The following is a 17,827-nucleotide window of genomic DNA, read 5'->3' as shown; positions in this document are numbered from 1 at the left end:
TGACGGCGAGGAGGTCAGGTGAGCTTTGATCACTGGTGGATCGGCCTATTTGTCGATGAGGCCGCCTACCAACGCTTCAAGCCGGATTTTGACGCCGCGACTGAGAAAGCCGTGCTCTCCTCGCAATCGCAACAGGCGGTCACGGCCTGGCGAAGTCGCCCGTCCGATTTCGAGCAGGGTGCCGCGCCTGTGGGCCCGGAGATAGAGGGCGAGGCGAACGCCTTCATTTGGGCGTTCAATCTTCCCGGGTTCGACGAACTCGCCAAGCAGTTTTTCGTGCAAGGCGGCAAGTTCGCTGACTATCTGGTCGAAGCGCATGTCTTCCGAATGGCGATATGCGCGCGGCACACCCCGGTCAGTATCCTCTGGCATGCAATCGGCTACGAGCGCGGCAGCCTGCTACCCGGCCGGATGGGCAACCTGCTCCTGCATCCCCGTGAGATCGAGGCTGCAAACGAGAAAACGCGCCGCGCCTATGCGGCGACCTCACCGCAAGAACTGCTCGACGCGGCAAGGCGCTATTGTGGCTGGAGCGTATCTGACGAAACCTTGCGCGACGTCATCGATTTTCTGCCCGATGGCTTGACCCGCGCTGCAGAGCTGCAACGGGGATTTCTGGCGCTGGCGCGTCCACAAGTCTAAGCGTCGGTCAGGACGACATCGCCTGTATCCAACGGATGGGTTCGCGCTGCGAGCCACTCGGCACGGGCCGCCGCGCGGCGCCGTCCGCGATCGTCGAGCGGCAGTTTCAAGACGTCCAGCAACGCCTGGATCTCGCGTCGCGCTACCGAATGGGACGGATCCAGGTCGCCCGCCGGCGCGCGGTCGCAGACATCCAGCGCCGTGAGCCCGCGCGGGAAAAGATCGCGGTATACCGGGCGTTCACAGAGGCCGGTTGCGGCCCGAAACCCCAACGCGAGCGCCAGTTCCTGCAAGCCATTGCAGAAAACCGCCTCGATCGGTGATCCGAATGGCGAAACGCGGTTGCGCACCACCACCCAATCGGTGGGATCGCCGTCGACCGATCGACGGTGGCGGCGCATCTCGCGCACCAACTCGGCATAGTGGCTGACCCCAGTTACGGTGGATGTCATGGGATCGATCTTCGCGAGCACGTCAAGATCGAGAAAGCTGTCGTTGAGCGGCGTCACCAGGGTATCCGTGACCGAATGCGCAAGCCGCATCAAATAGCTGTCGTGCGGGGGCGTATCGATCACCACGAAGTCGTGATGACGCTCGATGGCCGAGACAGCCTGGTCGAAGTCGGCGAACTCGGCAGCCTCGTTCTCGCTCACGGCGGAACCTTCGGCGCGCGCAATGGCGAGGTGCGTCGGCAACTCGAGATCGACATGGCATCTGCGGGCCCAGGCGCGCCGGTTCTCGATATAATGAGTGAGGGTCCGCTGCCGGCTGTCGAGATCGATGGTGGCCAGCCGCTGGCCGCTCTTCATCAGCGCCACGGCGATGTGCATTGCAATCGTGGTCTTTCCGGAACCCCCCTTCTCGTTTCCGACCACGATGACGTGGGGTGACCCGCGCGAATTTACCGCGACGTTCAGCATGGCTGCGGCTCGAAACAACCGGTTTGATGAAGGCAACCGCTAACGCCACCACTCGACATTCTGTTCGAGGAAGGACGCGATCGGCAGTTCATGGAAGAACGTCGCTGGGACGACATTTGTTCCGCAGATCGAATGCGACAAAGGTCGCTACGCGTCGTCAATGTCCGTTGCTGGATGTCAATTTCCGTTGTCCGACCTCTCGCCGCGCCCGCTGGTTGCGCAATGCGAGTGCAGCGGCGCCGTCAGGGCTGGTGCCGCCTCGTGATCGCGACCTGCGCGGCCTGGGCGTAGAGGCTCGAGATCAAATCCAGATGGCTGCTGGTCATCTCGGATTTCGCGGCCCAGCCGTCGAGCCCCTCCAGCATCGGCGGCAAGGTTGCCGCGCGCAAGGCGGCGTAGGCTTCGGTCACCGAATGCCCGGTCGAGGTGGCGCGATAGCGGGTTTCCTTGCGCGATGAACTGCCCTCGGTTTCGATCAGGCCGGCGCGGACGAGCTTGCGCGTGGCGTATTGCAGATTGGGCACGTCGACACGGTTGAGCAACTGCCCGATCTCGGAAAGCCGTTTTGGTTCATCGCCCATCCGCACGACATTGAGCACGGCGACATCGTCGCCGGTCAGCGGCACGTCGCAGACCGCGGCAAGGCACGCCGCCTTCCAGCGATAATAGGCTTGCGCCAATCGCTCCAGGCCGAACTCGAAATCGGTCAGCCGCCGCTCGGTTTCGGTGCGCGCGAGATGCCAGGCCCCCGGCCGTTCGGTGACGGCAGCTTGCTTCTTCGGCTTCGCTGTCTCGGCGATTTTCTTCACCGCGATCTTGGTCCTCTTCAAAACGGTCTCCCGGTGTCTTTCGCTCAAGATGTCGTTCGTTCAAGGCGCCGCGCGCTCAAGGCGTAGGCAAGCCCTGCTCAATCTATGCTATTTACAATTGTAATTCTTACATTAAAAATTCAATTAAGAAAGCACGATGAAGTGGCAGCGCACACCATAACGTGCGCCTTTCGAACGGGAGCAGTATCGATGGCAGGCAAATGGATTGATATCGCGGCCGCCGATGGCGGCACCTTCAAGGGATATCTGACTATTCCGGCATCGGGATCGGGGCCCGGCATCCTGCTGCTGCAGGAGATTTTCGGCGTCAATTCGTCAATGCGCGAGGTCGCCGATTATTATGCCGAGGAGGGGTATGTCGTTCTCGCGCCGGACCTGTTCTGGCGCATGGAGCCTGGCATTGAGCTCGGCTATTCCGAGGCCGACTTCAACAAGGCGTTTGGCTACTATCAGCGCTTCGATGCCAATCAGTCGATCAAGGACTCCGCCGACGCACTGAAGGTGCTGCGCGGGCGTCCCGAATGCACCGGCAAGGTCGGCGCGCTCGGGTTTTGCTTGGGCGGCAAGCTCGCTTACCTCACCGCCGCCCGCACCGACGTCGATTGCGCCGTCAGCTATTACGGCGTCGGCATCGAGGCCGACATCGGCGAGGCCGCAAAGATCAAGGGTCCGATGGTGTTTCATTTCGCCGAGCTCGACAAGTTCGCGCCCGCCGAAGCGCGCGAGCAGGTGAAGGCCGCCTTCGCCAAACGTCCCGACGTCGAATGTTATCTCTATCCCGGCTGCGACCATGCCTTCGCAGCACCGGAGCGGACCAGCTTCAACAAGCCTGCGACCCTGATGGCGCATTCGCGCTCGATCGCGCTGTTCCGGAAAGTTCTGGGCCCGCATTACGATCTCTCGACCTTGTGGGATCGCCACACCGAACTGGAATTCGGCATCCGCTCGGCTGAGGCGACCATGGGAACGATGGTGGCAGAGCCCTATGTCAACCACATCCCGACCATGACCGGCGGCGTCGGCTATCGCGATCTGCTGCGCTTCTACGCCAATCATTTCATCCCGAAGACGCCGAAGGACACAAAGCTGATCCCGATCTCGCGCACCATCGGCGCCGACCGCGTCGTCGACGAGATGCTGTTTTGCTTTACCCACGACATCGAGATCGACTGGATGCTGCCCGGCGTGGCGCCGACCGGCAAATATGTGGAGATCCCGCTGGTCGCGATCGTCCGCTTCCGCGGCGACAAGCTCTACAACGAGCACATCTACTGGGATCAGGCTTCGGTGCTGGTGCAGATCGGATTGCTCGATCCCGCTTTGCTCCCGGTCGCAGGCGTCGCGACGGCAAAAAAGCTCGTCGACGAGACGCTGCCGTCGAACACGCTGATGGCGCGCTGGGCGGAGAGTGCGCCGCAGGCCGCCGAATAGTCGAATTCAGTTGACGGCGCCCGCTCCGGGCGCCGTTCTCGCATAGGGGGAGTAGTTGTCATGGTGTCGTCAGTGCTGTCTCGCCGTCACGTCCTTCAGCTGGCGGGCGCTGCCGCCCTTCCGCTCTCTTCGGGTTTGCTCAGCGGCGGCGCGCAGGCCGCGGCACCGGGAACGCTGACAATCGCCTACAATGTCAATCTGCCGTCGTTCGATCCGACTGTCGGATTGTCCGCGGTCAATCCGACCATCCAGTCGATCTATCAGTCGGTGTTCGATCCCTATGTCGGTCAGGCGCCTGATCTATCCTTCAAGCCGGGCCTGCTGACAAAATGGGGCTGGAACGCCGACCGCACCAAGATCACGCTGGAGCTGCGCAAGGGCGCGACCTGGCATGACGGCTCGCCGGTGACGCCGGAAGACGTGGTGTGGTCGCTGCAGCGCGCCGCCGATACGAAAAGTGGAAATCCGATCCAGTTCGTCTGGTCCAAGGTCGGCAACTACAAGATCGACGGCAACACCATCACCGGCGACGTCAAGGAGTTCGAGCCGACCTTGTTCAAATGGATGGCGTTCCTGACCGCTTACGTCCTGCCCAAGGCCTATTATGAGAAGGTCGGCGCGGACGGTTTCGAGAAGGCGCCGATCGGTTCCGGCCCGTACAAGGTCGATGCCTTCGAGCGCAACGCATTCCTCCGGCTCAAGGCGCATCCGGGCTATTGGGGTCCGAAGCCAGCGTTCGAGACCGTGGTGTTCAAATTCGTCACCGATCCAACCAGCCGCGTCGCCGAGATGGAATCCGGCGGATCGGACGTGACGTTCGAGATTCCCTACGAGGAGTTCGACCGCCTGAAGAACAAGCCGGGACTGGCCGGGCAGACAAAACCGGTGTCCGACATCGCGATGATCTTCATCACCGACATCGACCCGATGCTCGACCGCAATGTCCGTCTTGCCGCCAATCACGCCATCGACAAGAAGGCGATCGTCGACCGGCTCTTGAAGGGCTACGGAGTTCCGATCGCAACCCTGGAAGCGCCGGGATATGCCGCGTTCGATCCCTCGATCAAGGTCGCCTACGATCCGGAACTCGCAAAGAGCCTGCTCGCCAAGAGCGGCTTCTCGCCGGAGAAGCCGGTCAAATTCACGATCCAGACCACCCGCGGCTTCAAGCCGAAGGATTACGAGATGATCCAGGCGATCGTCGGGATGTGGCGCAAAGTCGGGATCGAGGCCAATATCGAGGTCTACGAGATCGCACAGCATTTCGAATTGCGCGCGCGCCACGCGCTGGCGCCGGCCGCGTTCTACAATTGGGGCAACGCGATCGGCGATCCCTCGACCTCCACAGGCTTTGCGATGTTCGGCCCCTCGCCGCATTGCGCCTGGAAGGGCAAGGATCTGGTCGAGCGCATCGGTCCGCTGTGGGGCGAAAAGGATGAAGCCAAGCGGATCGCCGGCTACAAGGCGGTCGACAAATATATCGCCGAGGAAGGCGAGGTGATCCCGCTGTTCCAATATGTGCAGCCGATCATCCACAAAAAGGGCCTGAAAGTCGTGGCGCAGGCCAACGGCATGATACTTCCGCAACTGATCACGCAGGCCTAGGGCGACAGACAAGGCGGCACGACGATGCGCTGGGGCGAGATCATCAGGCGACTCGTCCTTATCCCGCCGACGCTTGTTGGCGTCGCGGTGATCGTCTTCGTGCTGCTGCGCGTGGTGCCCGGCGATCCCATCGCCATGATGATTCCGCCGGGCGCGACGCCAGCCGACATCGAGCGGCTGCGGGCGTTTTATGGGCTCGATCAGCCGATCCTGCAGCAATTTTTCACCTGGTTCGGTCAGGCATTGAGCGGCGATTTCGGCCGCTCGATCAGCGTGCACCAGAGCGTGTTCGAGTTGGTGCGGGCGCGATTGCCGGCGACGCTGGAACTGGCACTGCTGGCGAGCCTGATCGCGGTGATGTTAGGGACGATCGCCGCGCTGATCGGCATCCAGCTTCGCGGCAAGCGGGCGGAATGGGTGGTCGACGGCGGCGTCGGCGTCTTCCTTGCCATTCCGGATTTTCTCTGGGCGTTGATCCTGTTGTTGGTGTTCGGCGTGTTGATCCCTCTGCTGCCGATTTCGGGCCGCATCGACCCAGAGATCGACGTCAACCTCCGCAGCAACTTTTATCTCGTCGAAAGCCTGCTGACAGGGCGGTTCGACATTGCGGGTGCGCTGCTGCCGCACATGATCCTGCCGGCGGTAGCGCTGGCGCTGCCCTTCGCTGCATTGGTGGCGCGGATTCTAAAAGCCTCGCTGGCGGAGGCGGAAGATCAGGATTATGCGCAGATTGCGCGTGCCCGCGGCTTTTCGCGCCCAAAAATCCTGCTGCGCGAGGTATTTCCCAATGCGTTGATCCCGACGGTCGCGCTCGGCGGCGTTCAGGTCACGCTGCTGCTCGGCGGCACCGTGCTGGTCGAGCGCATCTTCTCCTATGAGGGGATCGGCAACATGGCGATCGACGCGGTGATCAACCGCGACTTTCCGCTGATCCAGGGTCTCATTCTGACCTTCGCGGTGCTGTTCATCGCGCTGAATTTCGCCGTGGACCTGTTGGTGACGCTGCTGGATCCGAGGCTGCGCCATGGCTGACCTTGCCCTCGATCATGCGGCCGCGCCGCCGTCGCGATGGATCGCCGGATTTCGGCGGGGCGGGCCGCGGCTCTGGATCGGCGCGGCGCTCGTCTCTATTCTCGTGCTGGTCGCCTTGCTGGCGCCGCTGCTCGCGCCGCACGATCCGCTCGAGCAGGATTTGCTGTCGGCGCAATTGCCGCCGGCCTGGGCCAATGGCGGTGACCCCGCTTATTTCCTCGGCACCGACAGCCTCGGCCGCTGCGTGTTGTCGCGGTTGATCTACTCGGCACAGACCGCGGTCGCCGTCGCGCTGATCGCGGCAACGCTGGCGGCGCTGATCGGCATCGCGCTTGGGCTGATCGCCGGCAGCTTTGGCGGCTGGGTCGATCAACTGACCTCGCGACTGATCGATGTCTGGATGGCGTTTCCACCGGTGCTATTGTCGATCGTGCTGGCGGCGGTGATCGGCGCGGGATTGACCTCGGTGATCGCGGCCATCGTTGTCGTCGACTGGACCCGCTTTGCCCGCGTGGTTCGCGCCGAAACCATGGTGCAGCTCAAGCGCGATTATGCCGCCGCCGCGCGCGTCATCGGGCTTGGCCGCGGCGGTATCCTGCGACTCGAAATCCTGCCCAACCTCGTTCCGCTGGTGGTCACATTGCTGGCGGTCGAAATGGGGATTGCGATCCTGGTGGAAGTGATTTTGTCGTTCGTCGGCATTTCGGTGGCCGGCGACACGCCGACCTGGGGCGGCATGATCGCCGAGGGACGCCAGATCGTCTATCAGGCGCCGTGGATCATGGCGCTGCCGATCGGCTGCATTATCGCAAGCGTAATCGGCTTCAACCTGCTTGGCGACGGTCTGCGCGCGCTGCTCGACCCGGTGCAGCGACGATGACCGCCGTCCTCTCTGTCCACGACCTCCACGTCGCGATCGGCCATCGCGAAAATGCTGCGAATGTTTTGCGTGGCGCCAGCCTGGACGTCGGCGCCGGCGAGGTGAGGGGACTGGTTGGCGAATCCGGCGCCGGCAAGTCGATGCTCGGGCGCGCCGTGCTCGGTCTATTACCGGCGAACGCCGTCATCACCGCTGGCACCATTTTGTTCGAGGGACGCGATCTCGTCGCGATGCCGGAGCCGGAGCGGCGCAGCCTGCTTGGCCGCCGCATCGCATTGATCCCGCAGGATCCGATGACCTCGCTCAATCCTGTAAAACGCGTCGGCGGGCAGATCGCGACGCTATTGCGGCATCACCTTGCGCTGTCGAGGCGCGATGCGTTGGCGCGTGCGGAGGAATTGCTCGCCGAAGTCGCGATCCGCGAGCCGCGGCGGGTGCTGGAGCTTTATCCGCACGAAATCTCCGGCGGGATGCGGCAGCGCGTCTTGATCGCGATGGCGTTCGCCTGCGATCCGAGCCTGGTGATCGCGGACGAGCCGACCACGGCGCTCGATGTCACCGTGCAGCGCCAGGTGCTGCAACTGGTCGAGCGATTGCGTCTGCGCCATGGCGCGGCCATCCTGTTCGTGACGCACGACCTTGGCGTGGTGGCAAAAATCTGCCGCACCATGACCGTGCTGCATGCCGGGCGCGTGCTCGAGGAGGGCGAAACCGCGGATGTATTGGCGAAGCCGCGTCATCCCTATACGCGCGCGCTGTTGGCGGCGACGCCGCGTGCCGACCGGCCGGCCGAGGCGCTGCGGCCGGTGCCGCCGGCTTTGATCGAAAGCCTGTGGGCCGAGGCGCATCGGCTCGACCGGCAGTCGGCGGTGGCAATGTCATGAGCGATGTCCTGCTCCGCACCGGCAGCTTGTCCTTCGCTTATCCGGAGCGCGCGGGATTATTCCGTCGGGCGGCCTCGCGCGAGGTGGTCAAGCAGGTCGACCTCGCGGTGCCGCGCGGCTCGGTGCTCGGGTTGGTCGGCGAATCCGGGTCAGGCAAGACCACGCTCGGCCGGCTTTTGGTGCGGCTGTTGAAGCCGACCTCCGGCGGCATCCAGTTCGATGGTCTCGAAATCGGCGGCATCAGCGAGGCCGAGATGCGGCCGCTCCGCGCGCGCATCCAGATGATTTTCCAGGACCCGCAATCATCGCTGAATCCCCGGCTGCGGCTCGGTGTCACGCTGACGCGTCCCTTAAAAGTGTACGGGCGGATAAAAGGGCGGCGGGATCAGCGCGATCGCGCGGCGGCGCTGCTCGATCTGGTCGGACTGCCGACCGCCTTCATCGACCGCTATCCGCATGAATTGTCGGGCGGCCAGCGCCAGCGCGCCGGGATCGCCCGGGCGCTGGCGCTCGAGCCCGATTTCATCGTCGCCGACGAGATCGTATCCGGCCTCGACGTCTCGACGCAGGCGCATATCCTGCTGCTCCTGAGAGAGCTGCGCGCGCGGCTGGGCCTGACGCTGGTGTTCATCAGCCACGATCTGTCGGTGGTCCGCGTGCTCTGCGACGACGTCGCGATCCTGCACCATGGCGAGGTCGTCGAATACGGGCCGGTCGCCCGGATCTTCTCAGCCCCGCGCGACGACTACACGCGGCAGCTGCTCTCCGCGATCCCATTACCCGACGTCGAGCCGGGCTGGTTGGACGATTCCAGCCCTTTTGTTCCTCCCCAACAGCAAGGATCAGCCGCATGACCGAGACCATCAAGGGTTCTGTCGTTCTCATCACCGGGGCCAGCGGCGCGATCGCGCAGGCGCTGATCGCAGCGCTCACCGCCCGCGGCGCCGCCAAGATCTACGCCGCCGCACGGGATATTTCAGGGCTCGCCGCATCGCCCCATCTGGTGCCGATCAAGATGGACGTCACCAGCGACGACGACGTCGCCAAGGCCGCCGCGGCTGCGACCGACGTCACGCTGTTGATCAACAATGCCGGCGTCAACCACAACACCAGCTTCATGACCGCACCCAGCCTCGCGATGGCCAAGGAGGAGATCGAGGCCAATTATCTGGCGCCGCTGCGGGTGACGCGGGCGTTCGCGCCGGCGCTGACCAAAAATCGCGGCGCCGTGCTCAATATTCTGACCATCCTGGCGCGGGTCAATTTGCCGTTCATGGGTTCCTATTGTGCGTCCAAGGCGGCGGGGCTGAGCCTGACGCAAGGGCTGCGCGGCGAACTGGCACCGCAGGGCGTCCGGATCGCAGCCGCAATGCCCGGCGCGGTCGACACAAGGATGACCGCGATGCTGCCGATACCGAAGATGACGACGGCTGATGCGGCGGCGGAAATCCTCGACGGGTTCGAGGCCGGCGAGGAAGAAATCTATGTCGGCGAAATGGCGCGCGGCCTGGCCCAGGGTCTCGCCCATGACCCGAAGGCCGTCGAGCGTCAATTGGCGTCGCCGGGCTGAGCCTCCGAAAAGTTTTGCAAACCGCGATATCGAACCGAAGGGAGTAACCATGAGCGTCATGACAAAATCCGCAATCCTGAGCTTCGCCGCCGCGCTGGCGATGGCCATCTCGTCGCTGCCGGCAGCGGCCGACTCCATTCCCGGTATGCGCGGCCATGATCACACCGGCATCACCGTGCCGGATGTGAAGGCGGCGACCGCCTTCTTCACCGACGTGATCGGGTGTTCGCACGCGATGTCGTTCGGGCCGTTCTCTGACGACAAGGGAACGTTCATGCAGGACGTCGTCAACGTCAATCCGCGCGCGGTGATCGACGAGATCAGCATGGTCCGCTGTGGCTATGGTTCCAACATCGAGCTGTTCCAGTATCAATCGCCCGACCAGGCCAAGACGCTGCCGAAGAACAGCGACATCGGCGGCCATCACATCGCGCTCTACGTCGATGACATCGACAAGGCCGCAGCGTACCTGAAGGAAAAGAACGTCAAGACGATGCAAGGGCCGATCCCGATCAAGGAGGGGCCCGCGGCCGGGCAGTCGATCCTGTATTTCTTTGCGCCCTGGGGCCTGCAGATGGAGCTGATCAGCTACCCGAAGGGAATGGCGTATGAGAAGGACGCGAAGTCAGTGCTCTGGTCGACGACGGAGCCCATGAAATAAGGCGACCAGCGCGGTGCGGGCGAAGACAAAACGCCGTCCGCACCGCGCCGATGTTTCGTTGCGATCAGCGGTGTTCCGCCTTGGCACGAATGGTAACATCGGCTCCGGCGTGTTCTTGCACAGCCCTGAGGGCGGCCGATACGCCCTCATGCACCAGGTTGCGCACGTTTTCGTCGCCGATGTGCTTTGCGGTGTTCGATACCGATGCGAGGATAATGACATCCTGCATAAAAGCCGGGTAGTTGATCGGGCCAGGTCCGGGACGACCCCAGCTGACCGGGAGTTCGACGATCGGCACCAAGAAGCAATGTCGCATGCCACCGTAGTTGATACAGATTTCCATGGCTGAGCCCTCGATTTGAAAACATCCACCCGCAGACCACGGTAGGTCGGACCCGAGCGGAGCGATGTGAAGCGCTTCACACCTCAAGGTTTCGTGTTTGTATGCTGCAATCACAACCAAGAAGGAGATTTATTTTGTCCAAAAGATCTGATCGCATGTGCCACGTTGGGGTGGGCCTGCGAACAGATCGACGCTATATCGGTGCCTAACATGTCTGATTTCCACGGCGTCTTCCCCTATCTGGTCTCCCCGGTCGATGCGGACGGAAAGGTCCGCGACGGCGTGCTCGGCCGTCTGTGCGACGATCTCATCAAATCCGGGGTGCACGGATTGACGCCGCTCGGCTCGACCGGCGAGTTCGCCTATCTGAATAACACCCAGCGTGCTTCGGTGGTGCAGACGACGATCGAGGTGGCAAAAGGCCGCGTGCCCGTGGTCGCCGGCGTGGTCTCGACCTCGACGGCGGACGCGGTCGCGCAGGCGAAGTCGTATCAAAAGCTCGGCGCCGACGGCATCCTTGCGATCCTGGAGGCGTATTTTCCGTTGCAGGATGCGCAGATCGAATCCTATTTCCGCGCCATTGCCGACGCGGTCGACATTCCCGTCGTGATCTACACCAACCCGCAATTCCAGCGCTCGGATTTGACGCTCGACGTCATCGCGCGGCTCGCGGCGCATCCGCGGATCGGATACATCAAGGACGCTTCCACCAATACCGGGCGGCTGTTGTCGATCATGAACCGCTGCGGCGACAGCATTAAAGTGTTCTCGGCATCGGCGCATATTCCTGCCGCGGTGATGCTGATCGGCGGGGTCGGATGGATGGCGGGACCAGCCTGCATCATTCCGCGCCAGAGCGTCGAGCTCTACAATCTCTGCAAGAGAAAGCGCTGGGACGAGGCGCTGACGCTGCAACGGAAACTGTGGCGCATCAACGAAACCTTCGCGCGCTACAATCTCGCCGCCTGCATCAAGGCAGGCCTCGCGATCCAGGGCTACGAGGTCGGCGATCCCATCCCGCCGCAAGCCGCGCTCACGGCCGACGAGCGCAAGGCGGTCGAGGCGGTGCTGCGGGAGGTTGGCTGAGCCGGCGTCTCACGCATGCGCGGTCTTGCCGCCGTCGACCACGATCTGCGCGCCATTCATGAACGTGAATTCGTCGGACGCCATCATCAAGGCCGCGGCCGCGATCTCCTCAGGACGCGCGAGCCGGTGCGCGACCGCAACGTTCGACTTCGCCCACACCGAGACCGCCGCTTCCCACACCGGATCGGGTGCGCTCATCATGCCGGCCGCCCGGCGGACGAATTCGGTGTCGGTGGTGCCGGGAATCAGCGTGTTGATGCGGATGTTGTTGTCGGCATAGTCCTGCGCCGCCGCCTGCACCATCCCGACCAGACCGCGCTTCGCCGCGCTATAGGCGCTCCGCTTTGGATTAGTCGCGATGGCGTTGGAGGACGCCGTCACCACGACGACTCCTCCGCCGCGCTTGATCAGATGTGGGATCTCGTATTTGAGCGCGAGAAAATTTCCGCGCAGATCGGTGTTGACGACGTCGTCCCATTCCACTGCTGTATATTCGTGCAGCGGCTTTTCGATGGTGATGCCGGCGTTGTTGAAGCAGACGTCAAGGCCGCCATAGAGTTCGGCGGCGGTGTCGACGAAGCGCCGCACATCGTCCTCGATGCGCACGTCGGCGCGGATGTATTTTGCTTCGCCGCCCTCGGACTTGATCTCGCTTTCGACCTCAGCGCCGCGATCGGTGCGGCGGCCGCAGAATGCGACCTTGCCGCCTTCGGCCGCGAACATCTTTGCCGCTACCGCGCCGATGCCGGAGGTGGCGCCGGTGATCAGGATGACCTTGTTCTTGAAACGAGCGCGGCCTTCAACAAAGACTTGCGGGCCCTTTTTCGAGCCGACGATCGCGCCGGCGCTTACGGCGCCGGCCGCGAATCCGGCGACGCCCGCGACGGCACCGGTGAGCAGACTGCGGCGGCTGGCGGCGGATTCACTGGCCATGGGGCTCTCCTGCGGCTACATAAGTGTTCTTTGAACATATACGAATTTGAACAGGACGACAAGTCCTGTTCAGCGGGAAAAGTGGCTTTCAAGACCTGCAGAGGTTACGAGAGCCCATGGAGCAGAAAAAAATGCGCCGACCGCTCGCGGTCAGGTCTCAGCGAAAGCCGAAAGGGTCCGGTCAGGAGCGCCGTGAGGAGATCATCGCGGCGGCCAAAGAGCTGTTCATGACCGAGGGCTTTGCCAAGGTGACAACGCGCGCGATCGCGGAGAAGGCGGGGCTCTCGCAAACTGGGGTCTATCTCTATTTTCCGGCGAAGGAAGACATCCTCAAAGCGATCGGCGATGAGACGCATGATGCGATCAGTGCCGCCTTCGATCGCGCTGCGGCCAAACCCGGCACCCCGCGCGAAATTTTTCGACGGTTGATTCATGCCTATATCGATTACGGGCTGTCGCATCCTGCTGAATATCATTTGACCTTCACTGTCGGACCTGACGCGCTGACGCCGATGGCCAAGGATTTCTCGCGGCCGCTTGAACTGCAGGAGGCGGGCGCCCGCAGTTTTATGCGGTTTCGCGATCACCTCACGAAGCTCGCGCCGGCGGGTTTGATGGGAGACCTCGATCCGATGTTCGCGACCCAGATGCTTTGGTTGGTCGGCCACGGCGCGGTCTCGCTGCTCACCACCCGCTCGCACTTTCCATGGGCCGACAAGGAAAAACTGATCGCGGCCCTCGAAGACGTCATGATCAATGGCATGGCAAAGATGAAAGCTCGCCTCTGACCGTCATCGGGCCCGCGCCTTGCGGCGCATCCCGGAATGACGGCGGCAAGAGGGCGCGACGCTAAAATCGTGAGTTGGCCCATCCCTTGCACATCAATAAGAAGCAGATCGACTAAAACCAAACCAATCCAAAAGACTCGAAGGATAAACTGATGAATATTTTTCCCGGCAATATGCGTTTCGGGGCGGGTCAGCCCGTCAAGCGGCTCGAGGATCGAAGGTTACTCACCGGGAAGGGACAGTTCATCGACGACCGGCCGGAAGAAGGCGCGCTGTGGCTCTATGTGCTGCGCTCGCCGCATGCGCATGCGAAAATCGCCTCGATTGACACCAGGGCCGCCGCCGACATGCCCGGTGTCGAAGCCGTTTATACGGGCGCCGACCTGATCGCCGATGATATCGGCACCCTCCCGACGCTATTGGTGTTCAAGCGGCCCGACGGCTCGCCGATGACGGTGCCGCCGCGCCGGCTGCTCGCTCATGAGATCGTGCGCTTTGCCGGCGAGCCGGTCGCCGCCGTGGTCGCGACATCGCGCGTCGCAGCTCAAACCGCGGCGGAAGCGGTCGCGGTTGACTATGAAGTGCTGCCCTCGGTGGTCGATCCGGTTCTGGCGACAAAACCCGGCGCGCCCGCGGTGTGGGCGGAAGCGCCCGACAACATCGTCGCAGCCATGAGCTATGGCGACGCGGCCGCCGTCGAAGCCGCCTTCGCCAAAGCTGCGCACAAAATCTCGCTCGATCTAGTCAGCCAACGGCTCGTTCCCTCCGCCATGGAGCCGCGCTCGACCATCGCGGAAATCGAGAAAAAATCCGGCCGGCTGATCCTGCATGTGCAGTCGCAGACGCCGGGCTCGACCCGTGATCTGCTGGCGGAGGCGGTGCTGAAGCGGCCGAAGGAAAGCATCCGCGTGCTGGTCGGCGATATCGGCGGCGGCTTTGGCCAGAAGACCAGTCTCTATCCCGAAGACGGCATCGTGGCCTACGCCGCGACCAAACTCGCGCGCAAGATACGCTGGCGCGGGGAGCGCACCGACGACTTCGTCGGCGGCACCCACGGGCGCGACCTGACATCGACCGGCGAATTCGCGCTCGACGAGAAAGGCCGCGTGCTGGCTTACCGGGTGCGCTCGGTCGGCGGCACCGGCGCCTATCTTTCCGGCACCGGCGCGATCATCCCGCTGGTGCTCGGGCCATTCGTGCAAAGCGGCGTCTACGACCTGCCGCTGGTGCATTACGAGATCAAGGCGGTCATGACCAACACTGCGCCGGTCGGCGCCTATCGCGGCGCGGGACGACCCGAAGGTGTGTTCATCGTTGAGCGCTTGATGGACGCAGCCGCGCGCCAGATCGGCATGGACCCGCGCGCCATCCGGAAAGTGAACTATATCAAGCCGGCGCAACTGCCCTACACCAACGCGGTCGGCCAGGTCTATGACTCAGGCGCGTTTGCGCACATGCTGGACCGCGCGTCAAAGCTCGCGGACTGGGACGGCTTTGCCGCACGCAAGCGAGCCGCCAAGAAAAAAGGCCTGCTCTATGGCAGGGGGCTCACCAGCTACATCGAATGGACCGGCGGGCGCGCGCATACCGAAAAGGTCAGCCTGCATGCGACCGCGGAGGGCCGCGTCATCCTGCATTCCGGCACCATGGCGATGGGGCAGGGGTTGCAGACCACCTACACCCAGATGGTGTCGGACGCGCTCGGCGTTCCCCTGGACAAGATCGACGTCGTGCAGGGCGATACGGATTTGGCGACAGGATTCGGCAGCGTCGGCTCGCGCTCGTTGTTCGTCGGCGGCACGGCGGCGGTGGTATCCGCCATCGACCTGATCGCGAAGGCGCGCGAGAAGGCTTCACAGATGCTGGAAGCGTCCGTCGAGGATATCGAGTACCGCGACGGCATGCTTACGGTGGTCGGTACCGACAAGCGCATCGGCCTGTTCGAAATTGCGAAGAAGGAAGCAGGCTCCCGGCTGAGCGTCGACAGCGAGGGCGAGGTCGACGGGCCGAGCTGGCCGAACGGCACGCATATTTGCGAGGTCGAGGTCGACCCGGAAACCGGCATCACGCGGGTCGTGCGCTACACCACGGTCGATGACGTCGGCGTCGCCGTCAATCCGATGCTGGTGACGGGGCAGGTTCACGGCGGCGTCGCGCAAGGTATCGGTCAGGCGCTGTACGAGGGCGTGTCCTACGACGCCGAAGGCCAATTGCTGACCGCGAGTTATCAGGATTACTGCCTGCCGCGTGCCGACGACATTCCGCCGATCGAGGTGACGCTCGATGGTTCCGCGCCGTGCCGCACCAATCCGCTGGGCGCCAAGGGCTGTGGCGAATCGGGCGCGATCGGCGGGCCGCCCTGCATCGCCAACGGCGTGATGGATGCGTTGAGCGAACTCGGCATCAAGACGCTCTCGACGCCGCTGACACCGATGAAAGTCTGGCAGGCGATCCGGGACGCGAAGGCTGTGGGGGCGTGAGACAAAGAGACTCCCTCGTCATGCCCGGGCTTGTCCCGGGCATCCACGTCTTGACGGCCTAGCAGCAAGAAAGACGTGGATGGCCGGGACAAGCCCGGCCATGACGGAAAAATGAATTACTGCGTTCGCGGCAAATAAGCCGTGCAAGCGTCTTTTCGCCTGCTTACCCGACGCAATCGTTCTGATACGTTGCGCAGCGATTCCAACCGGGGAGCATTCAATGCGCAGATTATGGACCGTGCTGGCGGCGCTGGCGAGTTTGAGCCTGACCAATTGCGGCTACAACGCGATCCAGAGCAATGACGAGCAGGTCAAGTCGGCCTGGTCCGAGGTCGTCAACCAGTATCAGCGCCGCGCCGATCTGGTGCCGAATCTCGTCAATTCAGTGAAAGGTTTTGCGCAGCAGGAAAAGGATGTGCTGCTCGGCGTGACCAATGCGCGGGCCAAGGTCGGCAGCATCCAGGCGACGCCTGAGGTCTTGAACGATCCCGCCGCGTTCCAGAAATTCCAGGCGGCCCAGGGCGAACTGACCGGCGCGCTCTCAAGACTTCTGGTGGTGACCGAAAACTATCCGCAGCTTAAATCGGATGCGTTGTTTCACGACCTGATGGCGCAACTGGAAGGCACCGAAAACCGCATCACGGTGGCGCGCAACCGTTATATCAAGGCGGTGCAGGATTATAATGTCGGCATCCGCACCTTCCCGACCAACCTGACGGCGATGGCGTTCGGATACAAAGAGAAGCCGAACTTCTCGGTCGAGAACGAAAAGGAAATTTCGACCGCCCCGAAGGTGGATTTCAATCCGGCACCGGCCAAGTAGCCGGCCAACAGATTGACCGCGATGACCGCTGCAAGATTTCCCCTTCTTGCGCTGCTGCTGTGCTGGGCTGTCGCGGCCTTCGCCGATGTCGCGGTGCCGCCGCTCACCGGCCGCGTGGTCGATCAGACCGGAACGCTGTCCAGCGGCGATATTGCCTCGCTGACACAGCTATCGAAGAATCTGGAACTAAGGAAAGGCAGCCAGGTCGCGGTGCTGATTGTGCCGACGACTCAGCCGGAAACCATTGAGCAATTCTCGATCCGGGTTGCGGATGCCTGGAAGATCGGGCGCAAGAAGATCGACGACGGCGCGCTGCTCGTGGTCGCCAAGGACGACCGCAGGCTTCGCATCGAAGTCGGCTACGGCCTTGAAGGCGCGCTGCCCGACGTCACCACCAAACGCATCATCGACGAGATCATCACGCCGAAATTCCGGAGCGGCGACTTTGCCGGCGGCGTTTCCGCGGGCGTGGAACGGATCATCGGCGTGATCGACGGCGAGCCCTTGCCCGCGCCGCCGCAGCGGCAACAGCAGCAGCAAAGTTCCGACCTGACCTGGCTGCTCAATCCGCTCAATCCCTTTACCATCATCGCCATCCTGGTGCTCGGCGGGGTCATGCGCGGCATTTTCGGGCGCTTGCTCGGCTCGCTGACAACCGGCGGCATGATCGGGCTTCTGGCGTGGTTCGTTTTCGGATCGCTCATCGTCTCGGCGCTCGCCGGCATCGTCGCGTCGGTCTTCACGATGTTCAGCGACAGCATCACCACGCCGGCGCCGGCTGGCCGCGGCGGGGGTGGCGGTTGGGTCGGTGGCGGTGGCGGCTCGTGGTCCGGTGGCGGTTCAAGCAGTAGCGACAGCGGTTCCTTCAGCGGCGGTGGCGGCAGTTTTGGCGGCGGCGGCGCGTCGGGGAGCTGGTAGA

At 63.2% G+C, this 17,827-nt stretch carries 18 protein-coding genes; 14 read left to right on the top strand and 4 right to left on the bottom strand.

Annotation, left to right across the window (positions count from 1 at the left end; translation table 11 throughout):
- The first annotated feature begins 111 nt into the window (after positions 1–111).
- Entirely contained in the window at positions 112–642 is a 531-nt protein-coding gene (locus tag B5526_RS12325; protein ID WP_154071278.1) for a hypothetical protein, read from the top strand.
- Here the strand turns inward: B5526_RS12325 and B5526_RS12320 are convergent.
- Positions 639–1,562, bottom strand: a complete 924-nt coding sequence (locus B5526_RS12320; RefSeq protein ID WP_079538429.1) for a division plane positioning ATPase MipZ — start codon at positions 1,560–1,562, stop codon at positions 639–641. The genes B5526_RS12325 and B5526_RS12320 overlap by 4 nt on opposite strands.
- A gap of 242 nt (positions 1,563–1,804) precedes the next feature.
- Positions 1,805–2,392, bottom strand: a complete 588-nt coding sequence (locus tag B5526_RS12315; protein ID WP_079538428.1) for a helix-turn-helix domain-containing protein — start codon at positions 2,390–2,392, stop codon at positions 1,805–1,807.
- Between the two features lie 189 nt (positions 2,393–2,581).
- Between B5526_RS12315 and B5526_RS12310 the strand changes: the two genes are divergently transcribed.
- The 8 genes from B5526_RS12310 (at position 2,582) to B5526_RS12275 (ending at position 10,455) form a co-directional block, all read left to right on the top strand.
- Positions 2,582–3,823 carry a dienelactone hydrolase family protein gene (locus B5526_RS12310; RefSeq protein ID WP_079538427.1) on the top strand — a complete coding sequence of 414 codons (1,242 nt, stop codon included), beginning with the start codon at positions 2,582–2,584 and terminating at the stop codon, positions 3,821–3,823.
- A 60-nt stretch (positions 3,824–3,883) separates the two neighbouring features.
- The gene (locus tag B5526_RS12305; RefSeq protein WP_079538426.1) at positions 3,884–5,428 is read left to right on the top strand and encodes an ABC transporter substrate-binding protein; all 1,545 of its coding nucleotides are present in this window, start codon (positions 3,884–3,886) and stop codon (positions 5,426–5,428) included.
- Between the two features lie 24 nt (positions 5,429–5,452).
- Positions 5,453–6,460, top strand: a complete 1,008-nt coding sequence (locus B5526_RS12300) for an ABC transporter permease (protein ID WP_079538425.1) — start codon at positions 5,453–5,455, stop codon at positions 6,458–6,460.
- On the top strand, positions 6,453–7,340 hold the full coding sequence (locus B5526_RS12295) for an ABC transporter permease (protein WP_079538424.1): 888 nt from the start codon (positions 6,453–6,455) through the stop codon (positions 7,338–7,340). Before B5526_RS12300 ends, B5526_RS12295 begins: the two co-directional genes overlap by 8 nt.
- Positions 7,337–8,224, top strand: coding sequence for an ABC transporter ATP-binding protein (locus B5526_RS12290; protein WP_079538423.1), 888 nt, complete (start codon positions 7,337–7,339; stop codon positions 8,222–8,224). The genes B5526_RS12295 and B5526_RS12290 overlap by 4 nt, the downstream gene beginning before the upstream one ends.
- On the top strand, positions 8,221–9,078 hold the full coding sequence (locus tag B5526_RS12285) for an ATP-binding cassette domain-containing protein (protein WP_079538422.1): 858 nt from the start codon (positions 8,221–8,223) through the stop codon (positions 9,076–9,078). Before B5526_RS12290 ends, B5526_RS12285 begins: the two co-directional genes overlap by 4 nt.
- Positions 9,075–9,794, top strand: a complete 720-nt coding sequence (locus B5526_RS12280) for an SDR family oxidoreductase (RefSeq protein WP_079538421.1) — start codon at positions 9,075–9,077, stop codon at positions 9,792–9,794. The genes B5526_RS12285 and B5526_RS12280 overlap by 4 nt, the downstream gene beginning before the upstream one ends.
- A 100-nt stretch (positions 9,795–9,894) precedes the next feature.
- Positions 9,895–10,455: a VOC family protein gene (locus B5526_RS12275; RefSeq protein WP_172842200.1), complete on the top strand. Its 561-nt coding sequence runs from the start codon at positions 9,895–9,897 to the stop codon at positions 10,453–10,455.
- A gap of 64 nt (positions 10,456–10,519) precedes the next feature.
- On the opposite strand, the gene B5526_RS12270 is transcribed toward B5526_RS12275, so the two are convergent.
- A complete protein-coding gene (locus B5526_RS12270; protein WP_079538419.1) occupies positions 10,520–10,798 on the bottom strand; it encodes a hypothetical protein in 279 nt (92 codons plus the stop codon).
- Positions 10,799–11,008: 210 nt separating this feature from the next.
- On the opposite strand from B5526_RS12270, the gene B5526_RS12265 reads away from it, so the two are divergent.
- A complete protein-coding gene (locus tag B5526_RS12265; protein ID WP_079538418.1) occupies positions 11,009–11,884 on the top strand; it encodes a dihydrodipicolinate synthase family protein in 876 nt (291 codons plus the stop codon).
- Between the two features lie 9 nt (positions 11,885–11,893).
- On the opposite strand, the gene B5526_RS12260 is transcribed toward B5526_RS12265, so the two are convergent.
- Positions 11,894–12,817, bottom strand: coding sequence for an SDR family NAD(P)-dependent oxidoreductase (locus B5526_RS12260; RefSeq protein ID WP_079538417.1), 924 nt, complete (start codon positions 12,815–12,817; stop codon positions 11,894–11,896).
- Positions 12,818–12,933: 116 nt separating this feature from the next.
- On the opposite strand from B5526_RS12260, the gene B5526_RS12255 reads away from it, so the two are divergent.
- From B5526_RS12255 to B5526_RS12240, 4 genes are all read left to right on the top strand, one after another.
- Entirely contained in the window at positions 12,934–13,605 is a 672-nt protein-coding gene (locus B5526_RS12255) for a TetR/AcrR family transcriptional regulator (protein WP_079538416.1), read from the top strand.
- A 152-nt stretch (positions 13,606–13,757) separates the two neighbouring features.
- Positions 13,758–16,085 carry a xanthine dehydrogenase family protein molybdopterin-binding subunit gene (locus tag B5526_RS12250; protein WP_079538415.1) on the top strand — a complete coding sequence of 776 codons (2,328 nt, stop codon included), beginning with the start codon at positions 13,758–13,760 and terminating at the stop codon, positions 16,083–16,085.
- 220 nt (positions 16,086–16,305) lie between these two features.
- On the top strand, positions 16,306–16,908 hold the full coding sequence (locus tag B5526_RS12245) for a LemA family protein (protein WP_079538414.1): 603 nt from the start codon (positions 16,306–16,308) through the stop codon (positions 16,906–16,908).
- Between the two features lie 21 nt (positions 16,909–16,929).
- Positions 16,930–17,826, top strand: coding sequence for a TPM domain-containing protein (locus B5526_RS12240; protein ID WP_079544944.1), 897 nt, complete (start codon positions 16,930–16,932; stop codon positions 17,824–17,826).
- Position 17,827 lies beyond the last annotated feature (1 nt).

The organism is Bradyrhizobium lablabi, assembly GCF_900141755.1.
Lineage (GTDB): Bacteria > Pseudomonadota > Alphaproteobacteria > Rhizobiales > Xanthobacteraceae > Bradyrhizobium > Bradyrhizobium lablabi_A.
The sequence above is the reverse complement of the archived record's forward strand: the minus strand, read 5'-3'. Positions and strand labels throughout refer to the sequence as shown.